This window comes from Lutibacter agarilyticus, from assembly GCF_900188235.1.
Taxonomy (GTDB): Bacteria; Bacteroidota; Bacteroidia; order Flavobacteriales; family Flavobacteriaceae; genus Lutibacter; species Lutibacter agarilyticus.
Genome location: NZ_FZNT01000007.1, coordinates 226,210 through 240,523 on the forward strand (window position 1 = coordinate 226,210; position 14,314 = coordinate 240,523).

General features: G+C 33.3%; 11 protein-coding genes and 5 tRNA genes. All 16 read left to right on the plus strand.

What is annotated here, in order from left to right:
• Positions 1 to 10: 10 nt before the first annotated feature.
• The 16 genes from CHB67_RS12750 (at position 11) to rpoC (ending at position 14,313) form a co-directional block, all read left to right on the plus strand.
• Positions 11 to 898 (plus strand): tyrosine-type recombinase/integrase, encoded by an 888-nt coding sequence (locus CHB67_RS12750; protein WP_089382172.1) that lies wholly within the window; start codon positions 11 to 13, stop codon positions 896 to 898.
• A 6-nt stretch (positions 899 to 904) separates the two neighbouring features.
• On the plus strand, positions 905 to 1,204 hold the full coding sequence (gene hpf, locus CHB67_RS12755) for a ribosome hibernation-promoting factor, HPF/YfiA family (RefSeq protein WP_089382173.1): 300 nt from the start codon (positions 905 to 907) through the stop codon (positions 1,202 to 1,204).
• A 97-nt stretch (positions 1,205 to 1,301) separates the two neighbouring features.
• A tRNA-Thr gene (locus CHB67_RS12760) sits at positions 1,302 to 1,375 on the plus strand.
• Between the two features lie 33 nt (positions 1,376 to 1,408).
• Positions 1,409 to 1,489, plus strand: a tRNA-Tyr gene (locus CHB67_RS12765).
• 56 nt (positions 1,490 to 1,545) lie between these two features.
• Positions 1,546 to 1,618, plus strand: a tRNA-Gly gene (locus tag CHB67_RS12770).
• Between the two features lie 11 nt (positions 1,619 to 1,629).
• Positions 1,630 to 1,701, plus strand: a tRNA-Thr gene (locus CHB67_RS12775).
• A 58-nt stretch (positions 1,702 to 1,759) separates the two neighbouring features.
• Positions 1,760 to 2,947, plus strand: a complete 1,188-nt coding sequence (tuf, locus tag CHB67_RS12780) for an elongation factor Tu (protein WP_089382174.1) — start codon at positions 1,760 to 1,762, stop codon at positions 2,945 to 2,947.
• A gap of 50 nt (positions 2,948 to 2,997) precedes the next feature.
• Positions 2,998 to 3,070 (plus strand) — tRNA-Trp (locus CHB67_RS12785).
• A gap of 14 nt (positions 3,071 to 3,084) precedes the next feature.
• Complete coding sequence (gene secE / locus CHB67_RS12790) at positions 3,085 to 3,273, plus strand: preprotein translocase subunit SecE (RefSeq protein ID WP_089382175.1); 189 nt, start codon at positions 3,085 to 3,087, stop codon at positions 3,271 to 3,273.
• Positions 3,274 to 3,287: 14 nt separating this feature from the next.
• A complete protein-coding gene (gene nusG / locus CHB67_RS12795) occupies positions 3,288 to 3,839 on the plus strand; it encodes a transcription termination/antitermination protein NusG (protein ID WP_089382176.1) in 552 nt (183 codons plus the stop codon).
• Between the two features lie 68 nt (positions 3,840 to 3,907).
• Positions 3,908 to 4,351 carry a 50S ribosomal protein L11 gene (rplK, locus tag CHB67_RS12800; RefSeq protein ID WP_089382177.1) on the plus strand — a complete coding sequence of 148 codons (444 nt, stop codon included), beginning with the start codon at positions 3,908 to 3,910 and terminating at the stop codon, positions 4,349 to 4,351.
• Positions 4,352 to 4,366: 15 nt separating this feature from the next.
• Positions 4,367 to 5,056, plus strand: coding sequence for a 50S ribosomal protein L1 (rplA, locus tag CHB67_RS12805; protein ID WP_089382178.1), 690 nt, complete (start codon positions 4,367 to 4,369; stop codon positions 5,054 to 5,056).
• A 21-nt stretch (positions 5,057 to 5,077) separates the two neighbouring features.
• Positions 5,078 to 5,602 (plus strand): 50S ribosomal protein L10, encoded by a 525-nt coding sequence (gene rplJ / locus CHB67_RS12810; protein ID WP_089382179.1) that lies wholly within the window; start codon positions 5,078 to 5,080, stop codon positions 5,600 to 5,602.
• A 41-nt stretch (positions 5,603 to 5,643) separates the two neighbouring features.
• Positions 5,644 to 6,018 carry a 50S ribosomal protein L7/L12 gene (gene rplL / locus CHB67_RS12815; RefSeq protein WP_089382180.1) on the plus strand — a complete coding sequence of 125 codons (375 nt, stop codon included), beginning with the start codon at positions 5,644 to 5,646 and terminating at the stop codon, positions 6,016 to 6,018.
• A 120-nt stretch (positions 6,019 to 6,138) separates the two neighbouring features.
• Positions 6,139 to 9,954 (plus strand): DNA-directed RNA polymerase subunit beta, encoded by a 3,816-nt coding sequence (rpoB, locus tag CHB67_RS12820; protein WP_089382181.1) that lies wholly within the window; start codon positions 6,139 to 6,141, stop codon positions 9,952 to 9,954.
• A gap of 84 nt (positions 9,955 to 10,038) precedes the next feature.
• Positions 10,039 to 14,313, plus strand: a complete 4,275-nt coding sequence (gene rpoC / locus CHB67_RS12825) for a DNA-directed RNA polymerase subunit beta' (RefSeq protein WP_089382182.1) — start codon at positions 10,039 to 10,041, stop codon at positions 14,311 to 14,313.
• Position 14,314: the final 1 nt, after the last annotated feature.

Here is a 14,314-nt window from a genome sequence, read left to right on the forward strand (position 1 = left end):
GGTTTTTTTTATGCTTGTGAATTCCTTTCTAAACTATTTAAAATTTGAGAAAAAATACTCAAAACACACAGTAATAGCATACAAAAATGATTTAACTTCCTTTCAGGAGTTTTGTCAGACTGAATTCAATGATCCAGCGATTTCAAAAGTAAATTACGCGCAAATTAGACATTGGATTGTTAGTTTAGTAAATTCGAAGGTTACAAATAGAACCATTAACCGCAAAATTTCTTCATTAAAATCGTTTTATAAGTTTCTTCAAAAAACAAAGCAAATTGAAGAAAGTCCGCTTGCAAAACATAGCGCATTAAAAATAGCAAAAAGAGTTCAGGTTCCTTTTTCTGAAAAAGAAATAGAAAATGTAATAAATGCCGAAGTAGAAATTGATAATTTCGAATCAGTTAGAAATAAATTAGTTGTTGAATTGTTGTATTCAACAGGTATGCGGCGAAGTGAATTAATTAATGTAAAAGTATCCGATGTTGATTTCAGTAATGATGCGGTTAAAGTATTAGGTAAAAGAAATAAAGAGCGTTTTATTCCGTTATTAAATTCAGTTAAAAAGTCATTGAAAGAATATTTAATGCTTAGAAATGAAATAGATAGCAACGAGTCTTATTTATTGCTTACAAAAAAAGGTAAAAAAACGTATGATACACTTGTGTATCGTATAATAAATAATTATTTTAGTAGTGTGTCGTCAAAGGTTAAAAAAAGCCCACATGTAATTAGGCATTCTTTTGCAACACATTTGCTGAATGAAGGTGCGGACTTAAACTCAGTTAAAGAATTGCTTGGTCATTCTAGTTTAGCGTCAACACAAGTATATACCCATAGTAGTTTGGGTAAGTTAAAGGAAGTGTATAACAACGCCCATCCAAGGAGCGTAAAAAATTAATTTATTATGAAAGTAAACGTACAGTCAGTTAATTTCAATGTAGATAAGAGTCTTATCGATTTTATTGAGAAAAAAATAAATGGTTTAGAAAAGTATTATGATAAAATAGTAGATTCAGATGTGTACCTAAAAGTGCAACAAACAAGTGAAAAAGAAAATAAATCAGTAGATATTAAATTGAATATACCGGGGAATGATTTGGTGGTGAAAAAACAAAGTAAAACATTTGAAGAAGGTGTTATGTTAGCAACAGATTCTTTAAAAAGACAGTTAACAAAAAAGAAGGAAAAAGTTAGAGCAAAATAAATTTTAAAAAATAATTTAAAAAGGTTTGTTTAAAAATAAAAACTTTAATACATTTGCAGTCCGTTAGAAATAGCGGACTTCTTTTATGGAGTAAATTGCCGATGTAGCTCAGCTGGCTAGAGCAGCTGATTTGTAATCAGCAGGTCGTGGGTTCGAGTCCCTCCATCGGCTCAAAAGAAAAAAGTTCTTTGAATAAAATTTAATGGTGAGATACTCAAGTGGCCAACGAGGGCAGACTGTAAATCTGCTGCGCAAGCTTCGAAGGTTCGAATCCTTCTCTCACCACGAAAAGGAATGCAATAAGAAATTATTGCAATAATGATGATTTGAAAAAAATTATTGCGAGAGTAGCTCAGTTGGTAGAGCTTCAGCCTTCCAAGCTGACTGTCGCCGGTTCGAGCCCGGTCTCTCGCTCAATTTTTTTGGCCGGTGTAGCTCAGGGGTAGAGCGTTTCCTTGGTAAGGAAGAGGTCACGGGTTCAATTCCCGTCATTGGCTCAAGTAAAGAATAGAATGTAACACTATATATTTAACTAAGATTTAAAATTTAATAATTATGGCTAAAGAAACCTTCGATCGTTCGAAACCACATTTAAACATTGGTACTATTGGACACGTTGATCACGGTAAAACAACCTTAACAGCTGCTATTACTGTTGTATTAGCAGAGAAAGGACTTTCTGAAGTAAAAGATTTCGATCAAATCGATAACGCACCTGAGGAAAAAGAAAGAGGTATTACAATTAATACTGCTCACGTAGAGTACCAAACTGCTAATCGTCACTACGCTCACGTTGACTGTCCAGGTCACGCCGATTACGTAAAGAACATGGTAACTGGTGCTGCGCAAATGGATGGTGCAATCATTGTTGTAGCTGCAACTGATGGACCAATGCCTCAAACTAGAGAACACATCTTATTAGGTCGCCAAGTAGGTATTCCTAGATTAGTTGTATTCATGAATAAAGTGGATATGGTTGATGATGAAGAACTATTAGAATTGGTAGAGATGGAAATCAGAGATTTATTATCTTTCTACGATTATGATGGTGACAATACTCCTGTAATTCAAGGCTCTGCTTTAGGTGGATTGAATAAGGATGAAAAATGGATGGATAAGATAATGGAATTGATGGACGCTGTTGATACTTGGATTGAGTTACCAAAGCGTGATGTTGATAAAGATTTCTTAATGCCAATTGAAGATGTATTCTCAATTACAGGTCGTGGTACTGTTGCAACTGGTCGTATTGAAACTGGTGTAGCTAATACTGGAGATTCTGTTGATATTATTGGTATGGGAGCTGAAAAATTAACTTCTACAGTTACTGGAGTTGAAATGTTCCGTAAAATATTAGATAGAGGTGAAGCTGGAGATAACGTAGGTATCTTATTAAGAGGTATTGCTAAAGAAGATATCAAAAGAGGTATGGTAATCTGTAAGCCAGGTTCTGTAACTCCACATGCTAACTTTAAAGCTGAGGTTTATATCCTTAAAAAAGAAGAAGGTGGACGTCACACTCCATTCCATAACAACTACCGTCCACAGTTTTACGTACGTACAACTGACGTAACAGGTACTATTAACTTACCTGAAGGTGTTGAAATGGTAATGCCAGGAGATAACTTAACAATTACTGTTGAATTACACCAACCAATTGCATTAAACGTAGGTTTACGTTTTGCAATCCGTGAAGGTGGTAGAACAGTAGGTGCAGGTCAGGTAACTCAAATGTTAGACTAATCAGTACTGAATAAAGTAATAAGGTGCTTCTGAGAAGGAGCACCTTTCTTACGGGCGTAGCTCAGTTGGTAGAGCACTGGTCTCCAAAACCAGGTGTCGGGAGTTCGAGTCTCTCCGCCCGTGCAAAATTAAAAGAAATGAATTTAGTTAAATATATAAAAGACTCATTTGATGAGTTGCGTAACAAAACATCTTGGATTCCTTGGGAAGAAGCTCAAAAATCTACAGTTATTGTTGCTTTATTTACAGTGCTATTTGCATTAGCTGTATTTGCTGTGGATAAATTCTTCCAAACTGGTTTAACTGAGTATTTTAAATTATTTTAATTCAACAAAAATTCATGGCTGATTCTGTAAAAAAATGGTACGTAGTTAGAGCTATTGGTGGACAAGAAAATAAGGTGAAATCTTATATTGAAACTGAAATTTCTCGTCTTGGTATGACTGATTATGTAGATAGAGTTTTAGTGCCAACGGAAAAAGTTATTCAAGTTCGTAACGGTAAGAAGATAAACAAAGAAAGAGTTTATTTCCCAGGTTATGTAATGATTGAAGCTAATTTAAGCGGTGAACTTCCACATATAATTAAAGGTATTACGGGTGTTATAGGTTTTTTAGGAGAAGTAAAAGGAGGAGATCCGGTTCCTATGAGAAAATCTGAAATAAATAGAATGCTTGGTAAAGTTGATGAATTATCAGTTCAAAATGATAATGTTGCTATACCATACATTGTTGGAGAAACCGTAAAAGTTATTGATGGACCATTTAATGGTTTTGATGGAACTATTGAGAAAATTAATGAAGAAAAACGTAAGCTTGAAGTAATGGTGAAAATCTTTGGAAGAAAAACTCCATTAGAATTAAGCTATATGCAAGTTGAAAAAATTTCATAATTGTTACAATAATATGATATTGTATTGTGCTTCCAACTAATATATAATATCTAATTTAAGATTAAAAAATGGCAAAAGAAGTTAGTAAAGTAGTAAAATTACAAGTACGTGGAGGTGCAGCAAACCCATCACCACCAGTTGGACCTGCTTTAGGTGCTGCCGGAGTTAACATTATGGAGTTCTGTAAGCAATTTAATGCTAGAACTCAAGACAAGCAAGGGAAAGTTTTACCAGTAGCAATTACTGTGTATAAAGATAAATCTTTTGACTTTGTTGTTAAAACTCCACCAGCGGCTATTCAAATTTTAGAAGCAGCGAAAGTGAAAAAAGGTTCTTCAGAACCTAACCGTAATAAGGTAGCTACAGTTACTTGGGATCAATTGAAAGTTATTGCTGAAGACAAAATGGTAGATTTAAATGCATTTACTGTAGAGTCAGCTATGTTAATGATGGCAGGTACAGCGCGTTCAATGGGTATTAGAGTAAAAGGTGAAGCTCCAGTTAAACAATAAAACAGTTATTAAAAAATGGCAAAATTAACTAAAAAGCAAAAAGAAGCTCAAGCGAAGGTTGATAATAATCAAGCTTATTCGTTAAAAGACGCTTCTGCTTTAGTAAAAGAAATTACTAGCGTAAATTTTGATGCATCTATTGACTTAGCTGTGAGATTGGGAGTTGATCCTCGTAAAGCCAATCAAATGGTTAGAGGGGTAGTAACTTTACCACACGGTACAGGTAAAGATGTTAAAGTTTTAGCATTAGTAACTCCAGATAAAGAAGCAGATGCTACAGAGGCAGGTGCTGATTATGTTGGATTAGATGAATACCTTCAGAAAATTAAAGAAGGATGGACAGATGTTGACGTTATTATTACAATGCCAAGTGTAATGGGTAAATTAGGTCCTTTAGGTCGAGTTTTAGGACCAAGAGGTTTAATGCCTAACCCAAAGACTGGTACTGTAACAATGGATGTTGCAAAAGCTGTAAAAGAAGTAAAAGCAGGTAAAATTGACTTTAGAGTAGATAAAACTGGAATTGTACACGCAGGAATTGGAAAAGCATCTTTTGACGCTGATAAGATTTTTGATAATGCAGAAGAGTTGATTCAGACTTTAATTAAAATGAAACCTACAGCTGCAAAAGGAACTTATATTAAAAGCATTTACATGTCTAGTACTATGAGTCCAGGTGTTCAAATAGATATTAAATCAGTTTAATTAAAGTTAAAATTTCAAATTATGACTAGAGAAGAAAAATCACAAGTGATTGAAACTTTAACAACGCAATTAACTGAAGGAACTATTATCTATTTAGCTGATATTTCAGGATTAAATGCTTTAGAAACCTCTAACTTACGTAGAGCTTGTTTTAAAGCAGATATAAAACTTGCAGTTGTTAAAAATACATTGCTAGAAAAAGCAATGGAAAAATCTGATAAAGATTTTGGTGAATTACCTACAGCATTAAAAGGAAATACTTCTTTAATGTTTTCAGAAACAGGTAATGCGCCAGCAAAATTAATTAAAGAATTTCAAAAGAAATCAAAATCTAATAAGCCTTTATTAAAAGGAGCTTATGTTGAAGAAGCAATTTTTGTTGGTGAAGACCAATTAGAAACCTTAGTTAACATTAAGTCTAAAGAAGAACTTATTGGAGAAATTATTACAATTTTACAATCACCAGCTAAAAATGTTGTTTCAGCATTACAGTCTGGAGGTGCTAAATTGTCGGGTATTTTGAAAACATTATCAGAAAAAGAATAAGCGCACTAATAAACTAATAAATAAAAATTAAACAAAGAGAAATGGCAGATTTAAAAGATTTCGCAGAACAACTTGTTAACTTAACAGTTAAAGAAGTAAACGAGTTAGCTAATATTTTAAAAGACGAATATGGTATTGAGCCAGCTGCAGCAGCAGTTGCAGTAGCAGGTCCAGCAGCAGGTGGAGAAGCAGCAGCAGAAGAGCAAACTGAATTCGACGTAATTTTAAAAGCAGCCGGAGGTTCTAAATTAGCAGTTGTAAAACTTGTTAAAGAATTAACTGGATTAGGATTAAAAGAAGCTAAAGGTGTTGTAGATAGCGCACCAGCACCAGTAAAAGAAGGTGTTTCTAAAGAAGAAGCAGAAGGATTAAAAGCTTCATTAGAAGAGGCTGGAGCTGAGGTTGAGCTTAAATAAGCTTTCAACACTTAACACAATTTAAGGTTTAGGTCTGGGGTTACCCTAAGACCTAAACCATTTTGCGTATATATTTGTTCTTATATTATATATAGTTTTTTTAACTAAAATTTTTGTCCATTGGCACCAAAAAATTTCACCGAAAGAATAAACTTTGCTTCAGCTAAGTTGGTAATGGAATATCCAGATTTCTTGGATATTCAGGTTAAATCATTTCAAGATTTCTTCCAATTAAAAACAAAAGCTGACGAACGAAGTACCGAAGGATTATATAAAACCTTCTTAGACAACTTCCCAATTACAGATACTCGTAACCAATTTGTGTTAGAGTTTATCGATTACTTTGTTGATCCTCCTAGATATTCCATACAAGAATGTATTGAGAGAGGTTTAACATATTGTGTTCCTTTAAAAGCACGTTTAAAATTATATTGTACTGATCCAGAGCACGAAGATTTTGAAACTATTGTTCAAGATGTGTATTTAGGTACAATTCCTTATATGACTCACAGTGGTACCTTTGTTATAAATGGTGCTGAAAGAGTTGTTGTGTCTCAGTTACACCGTTCACCTGGTGTATTCTTCGGACAATCGTTCCACGCAAACGGAACTAAATTATATTCTGCCAGAGTAATTCCTTTTAAAGGTTCTTGGATAGAGTTTGCTACTGATATCAATCAAGTAATGTATGCTTATATTGATAGAAAGAAAAAATTACCTGTAACCACATTGTTTAGAGCAATTGGTTATGAAAGAGATAAAGATATTCTTGAAATTTTTGATCTTGCTGAGGAAGTAAAAGTTTCAAAAAGTGGACTTAAAAAATATTTAGGACGAAAATTAGCTGCGCGTGTATTAAAAACATGGTTTGAAGATTTTGTTGATGAAGATACTGGAGAGGTAGTTTCTATTGAAAGAAACGAAATTATTTTAGACAGAGATACTATTTTAGAAAAAGATCAAATTGAAGAAATAGTTGAATCTGGTGCTAAAACCATTTTATTACACAAGGAAGACAATGAAATGGCAGATTATGCTATTATTCATAATACGCTTCAAAAAGATCCAACAAACTCTGAAAAAGAGGCTGTTGAACATATATACAGACAATTACGTAATGCTGAACCGCCAGATTTTGAAACTGCGAAAGGTATTATTGATAAATTATTCTTCTCAGAACAACGTTACAATTTAGGTGAAGTTGGACGTTACAGAATGAATAAAAAGTTAGGACTTAACGAGGATATAGATCAAAAAGTTTTAACAAAATTAGATATTATTACAATTATCAAAAACTTGATAAAATTAGTAAATTCTAAAGCTGAAGTTGATGATATTGACCATTTATCTAACCGTCGCGTTAGAACTGTTGGTGAGCAATTAGCAAGTCAATTTGGTGTAGGTTTATCTCGTATGGCACGTACGATTCGTGAGCGTATGAATGTTCGTGATAATGAAGTGTTTACACCTATCGATTTGATCAATGCTAAAACATTATCATCGGTAATTAATTCATTCTTCGGAACAAATCAGTTATCTCAATTTATGGATCAAACAAATCCATTAGCTGAGATTACACACAAACGTAGATTATCAGCATTAGGACCTGGAGGTTTATCTAGAGAAAGAGCAGGTTTCGAGGTTCGAGATGTACACTATACGCACTACGGTCGTTTATGTCCTATTGAAACACCTGAGGGACCAAACATTGGTTTAATTTCATCTTTAGCTGTATTTGCTAAAGTAAATAACTTAGGTTTCATTGAAACTCCTTATAGAGAAGTTACTGAAGGTAATGTGAATATTACTGAAGAACCAAGATATTTAAGTGCAGAAGAAGAAGAAGGAATGAAATTTGCACAGTCAAATCTTCCTTTAGATGAAGAAGGTAAGTTTGTAGCAGATAAAGTGATTGTACGTGAAGAGGCTGATTACCCAGTAGTTGAGCCAACGCAAGTTAATTATATGGATGTTGCTCCAAATCAAATTGCTTCAATATCTGCATCTTTAATCCCTTTCCTAGAACATGATGATGCCAACCGTGCATTGATGGGATCGAATATGATGCGTCAGGCAGTACCGTTATTAAAACCTGATTCTCCAATTGTTGGAACAGGGTTAGAGCGTAGAGTTGCAAAAGATTCTAGAATTTTAATTAATGCTGAAGGAGCTGGTGTAGTTGAATATGTTGATGCAGACATTATAGAAATTAAGTACGACTCTACTGAAGAAGAGCGTATGGTAAGTTTTGATGGTGATTCAAAAACATATAATTTAATTAAATTTAGAAAAACAAACCAAGGTACTTCAATTAACCTAAAACCAATTGTTAAAAAAGGAGATAGAGTTGAAGAAGGACAAGTACTTTGTGAAGGTTATGCTACACAAAAAGGTGAATTAGCACTTGGTAGAAATATGAAAGTAGCCTTTATGCCTTGGAAAGGGTATAACTTTGAGGATGCGATTGTAATTTCTGAAAAAGTTGTAAAAGAAGATATCTTTACTTCAATCCATATTGATGAATATTCAATGGATGTAAGAGATACTAAATTGGGTGCTGAAGAATTAACAAATGATATTCCAAATGTTTCTGAAGAAGCTACTAAAGATTTAGATGAAAATGGAATGATTCGTATTGGGGCAGAAGTAAAACCTGGTGATATCTTAATTGGTAAAATAACACCTAAAGGTGAATCGGATCCTACACCTGAAGAAAAATTACTAAGAGCTATCTTTGGAGACAAAGCAGGTGATGTAAAAGATGCTTCATTAAAAGCTTCTCCATCATTAAGAGGTGTAGTTATTGATAAAAAATTATTTGAACGTGCTGTTAAAGATAAATCTAAAAGAGCACAAGATAAAATAAGTATTGCTAATTTAGAAAGTAAATATACGGCTAAGTTAGAAGAGTTAAGAGGACTTCTTACAGATAAATTATTTACGTTGATTAGTGGAAAAACTTCTCAAGGTGTATTAAATGATTTAGGTGAAGAAATTCTTCAAAAAGGTAAAAAGTTTACATTAAAAATGTTGAACGCTGTACCAGACTTTAGTTATTTAACAGGAGGAACTTGGACTACAGACGATCATATTAATATGTTGGTGAACGAATTAATTCACAACTATAAAATTAAAGTAAACGATTTACAAGGTTCTTTACGTCGTCAGAAATTTACAGTTTCAGTTGGTGATGAATTACCAGCAGGAATTTTAAAATTAGCGAAAATTTATATTGCTAAAAAACGTAAATTAAAAGTAGGTGATAAAATGGCAGGACGTCACGGTAACAAAGGTATTGTTGCTCGTATTGTTCGCCAAGAAGATATGCCTTTCTTAGAAGATGGAACACCAGTTGATATTGTATTAAATCCACTAGGGGTACCTTCTCGTATGAACATTGGTCAGATTTATGAAACTGTTCTTGGATGGGCTGGTCAAAAGATTGGTAAAAAGTTTGCAACACCTATTTTTGATGGTGCAACTATTGATGAAATCACTAAAATTACAAATGATGCAGGTGTACCAGAATTTGGTCACACGTATTTATATGATGGTGGAACAGGGCAACGTTTTGATCAAAAAGCGACAGTTGGTGTTATTTATATGATTAAATTAGGTCATATGATTGATGATAAAATGCACGCTCGTTCAATTGGACCTTACTCATTAATTACACAACAACCATTGGGTGGTAAAGCTCAGTTTGGTGGTCAGCGTTTTGGAGAGATGGAAGTTTGGGCATTAGAAGCTTATGGGGCGTCAAGTACACTTCGTGAAATCTTAACAGTAAAATCGGATGATGTTTTAGGAAGAGCTAAAACCTACGAAGCTATTGTTAAAGGTGATTCTATGCCAGAACCAGGTTTACCAGAATCATTTAATGTACTAATGCACGAGCTTAGAGGTCTTGGATTAGACGTTAGATTAGAGGAATAACAACTAAAGGTTAGTTAGGAGATTTTAATCTCCTAACTAATTATATATTTTTACATTTTTAAAATTCGAATCCATCATTATATTATGGCAAGAAAAAACGATAAATACACTGTAAAAAAATTTAATAAAATTTCGATTGGATTATCATCTCCAGAAGCAATTCTAGAGAAATCAAACGGAGAAGTATTAAAGCCAGAAACTATTAACTACCGAACTCACAAACCTGAAAGAGATGGATTATTTTGTGAGCGAATTTTCGGCCCTATTAAAGATTTTGAATGTGCTTGTGGTAAGTACAAGAGAATTCGTTATAAAGGAATAGTTTGTGACCGTTGTGGTGTTGAAGTTACAGAAAAAAAAGTACGTAGAGACAGAGTAGGACATATTAATTTAGTTGTTCCTGTTGCACATATCTGGTACTTTAAATCATTACCTAACAAAATGGGATACCTTTTAGGTTTACCATCTAAAAAGTTAGATATGATTATTTACTACGAACGTTATGTAGTAATACAACCAGCTGGTGCAAAAAATGCAGAAGGAGAACCATTGCAAAAAATGGATTTCTTAACGGAGGAAGAGTATTTAGATATTTTAGAATCATTCCCGGTTGAAAACCAGTATTTAGATGATAAAGACCCAGATAAGTTTATTGCTAAAATGGGAGCTGAATGTTTAATTGACTTATTCAACCGTATTGATTTAGATGAATTATCTTACCAATTACGTCATAAAGCAAATACAGAAACATCTAAACAACGTAAAACGGAAGCATTAAAAAGATTAAACGTTGTTGAATCTTTTAGAGATGCTAATAAGAATAGAGAAAATCGTCCTGAATGGATGATAATGAAAGTAATTCCTGTGACTCCACCAGAATTACGTCCATTAGTACCATTAGATGGAGGTCGTTTTGCAACTTCAGATTTAAATGATTTATACCGAAGAGTAATTATTCGTAACAATCGTTTAAAAAGATTAGTTGAGATTAAGGCTCCAGAGGTTATTTTACGTAATGAAAAACGTATGTTACAAGAATCAGTAGATTCATTATTTGATAACACTCGTAAATCTTCAGCCGTAAAAACTGAATCTAACCGTCCGTTAAAATCATTATCAGACTCTTTAAAAGGTAAGCAAGGACGTTTCCGTCAGAACCTTTTAGGAAAACGTGTTGATTATTCAGCTCGTTCAGTAATTGTTGTTGGACCAGAATTAAAATTATATGAATGTGGATTGCCAAAAGATATGGCAGCTGAATTATACAAGCCTTTCGTAATTAGAAAATTAATTGAAAGAGGAATTGTTAAAACAGTAAAATCTGCAAAGAAAATTATAGATAAAAGAGAGCCAGTTGTATGGGATATATTAGAGAATGTTTTAAAAGGACATCCTGTAATGTTAAACCGTGCTCCTACGCTTCACCGTTTAGGTATACAAGCTTTCCAACCAAAATTAATTGAAGGAAAAGCAATCCAATTACACCCATTGGTATGTACGGCATTCAACGCCGATTTTGATGGGGATCAAATGGCGGTGCATTTGCCATTAGGACCTGAGGCTATTTTAGAGTGTCAGTTATTAATGTTAGCATCACATAATATATTAAACCCAGCAAATGGGGCTCCAGTAACTGTACCTTCACAGGATATGGTACTTGGGTTATATTATATGACTAAAGAAAGAAAATCTACTCCAGAATATCCTATTAAAGGTGAAGGTTTAACTTTTTATTCTCCCGAGGAAGTAACAATTGCTTTTAATGAAAAAGCGGTTGACTTAAATGCGAGTATTAAAGTTAGAACGAAAGACTTTAATGAAAAAGGAGAACTAGTAAATCAAATTATAGCAACTACGGTTGGTAGAGTTTTATTTAATGAAGTTGTACCGGAAGCTGCAGGATATGTAAATGAAGTATTGAATAAAAAATCATTAAGAGATATTATTGGTGAAATATTAAAAGTTACCGATGTTCCTACAACAGGGAAATTCTTAGATGATATGAAAGGAATGGGGTATATGTTTGCATTCCAAGGTGGTTTATCATTTAGTTTAGGTGATATTATTATTCCGCCAGAAAAACATACAATGATTGCTGAAGCAAATGCTCAGGTTGACAATATTATGGTAAACTATAATATGGGTATGTTAACAAACAAAGAACGTTACAATCAGGTAATTGATATTTGGGGTTCTACAAACAACCGTTTGACAGAACTTTCTATGAAACGTTTACGTGAAGACCAACAAGGGTTTAACTCGGTATTTATGATGCTTGACTCTGGTGCAAGGGGTTCTAAAGAACAAATTCGTCAGTTAACTGGTATGCGTGGATTAATGGCGAAACCTAAAAAATCAACAGCAGGTGGTGGTGAAATTATTGAGAATCCAATTCTTTCTAACTTTAAGGAAGGATTATCTATTCTTGAATATTTCATTTCTACACACGGTGCTCGTAAAGGTTTAGCGGATACGGCATTAAAAACTGCCGATGCAGGTTACTTAACACGTCGTTTGGTTGATGTATCACAAGATGTTATTGTGAATGAATTTGATTGTGGAACTTTAAGAGGATTAAATGTTGAGCCTCTTAAAAAGAACGATGAAATTGTAGAATCTTTAAGTGAAAGAATTGATGGTCGTGTTTCATTACATGATGTAATTGATCCTATTTCTGAAGAAGTATATGTACAAGCCGGTGAACAAATTTCAACTGAAATAGCAAAACGTATTGAAAGCTCTCCAATAGTGAGTGTTGAAGTACGTTCAGCATTAACATGTGAAGCTAAAAGAGGTATTTGTGCTAAATGTTACGGTCATAGTTTATCCACAAGAAAAATGGTTCAAATTGGTGAAGCTGTTGGAGTTGTTGCTGCACAGTCAATTGGTGAACCAGGTACACAGTTAACATTAAGAACATTCCACGTTGGTGGTGTTGCAGGAAATATTTCAGAAGATAATAAGCTAATTTCTAAATTTGGAGGTAAAGCTATTATTGAAGATTTAAATACTGTAAAAGGTAAAGATACTGATGGTAACGATGTTGATATTGTAATTTCAAGAACTACTGAAATTAAAATAGTTGATAATAAAACAGGTTTAACATTAAGTACTAACAATATTCCTTATGGTTCATATATTTATATTGCTGATGGTGAAAAGTTAAAAACGGATACAGTTATTTGTAAATGGGATCCATTTAACGGTGTAATTGTTTCTGAATTTGCAGGAACAATTCATTATGAAAATATTGAAAAAGGAATTAATTACTTAGTGGAGATTGATGAACAAACAGGTTTCCAAGAAAAAGTAATTATTGAATCTAAAAATAAGAAAACAATACCAACATTATTATTAAAAGATGATAATGACAATGTAATTAGATCATACAACTTACCTGTAGGTGCTCACTTAATTGTTGAGGACGGAGATAAGATTAATTCAGGAATGGTAATTGTTAAAATTCCACGTAAATCAGGAAGATCTGGTGATATTACAGGAGGTTTACCTCGAGTAACAGAATTATTTGAAGCTCGTAACCCATCTAACCCAGCAGTTGTTTCTGCAATTGATGGAGTTGTTTCTTTCGGTAAAATTAAAAGAGGTAACCGTGAAATTATAGTTGAATCTAAATTAGGCGACATTAAAAAGTATTTAATTAAACTTTCTAATCAAATTTTAGTACAAGAAAACGACTATATTAAAGCAGGTATGCCACTTTCTGAAGGAGCTGTAACACCTAACGATATTTTAAATATTGAAGGTCCAGGTAAAGTTCAAGAATATTTAGTGAATGAGATTCAAGAGGTATATAGATTACAAGGGGTGAAAATTAACGATAAGCACTTTGAGGTAGTTGTACGTCAAATGATGCGTAAAGTTAGAATTATTGACTCAGGTGATACCTTATTCTTAGAAAATGAATTAGTTCATAAAAATGATTTCATTGAAGAAAATGATGAAGTTTATGGAATGAAAGTTGTTGAAATTGCAGGTGATTCGGAAACTTTAAAAGAAGGTCAGATTGTATCTGCTCGTCAGTTAAGAGATGAAAACTCTGTTTTACGTAGAGAAGATAAAGCGTTAGTTGAAGCAAGAGATGCACAACCAGCTACTGCCGAGCAAATTTTACAAGGTATTACAAGAGCTTCATTACAAACTAAATCGTTTATTTCTGCAGCATCGTTCCAGGAAACTACTAAAGTATTAAATGAAGCTGCTGTAAGTGGTAAAGTTGATAATTTAGAAGGATTGAAAGAAAATGTAATTGTTGGTAAGAGAATTCCAGCTGGTACAGGTATGAGAATTTACGATAATATGATTGTAGGTTCTAAAGATGAAATGGATGCAAACTTTTAGT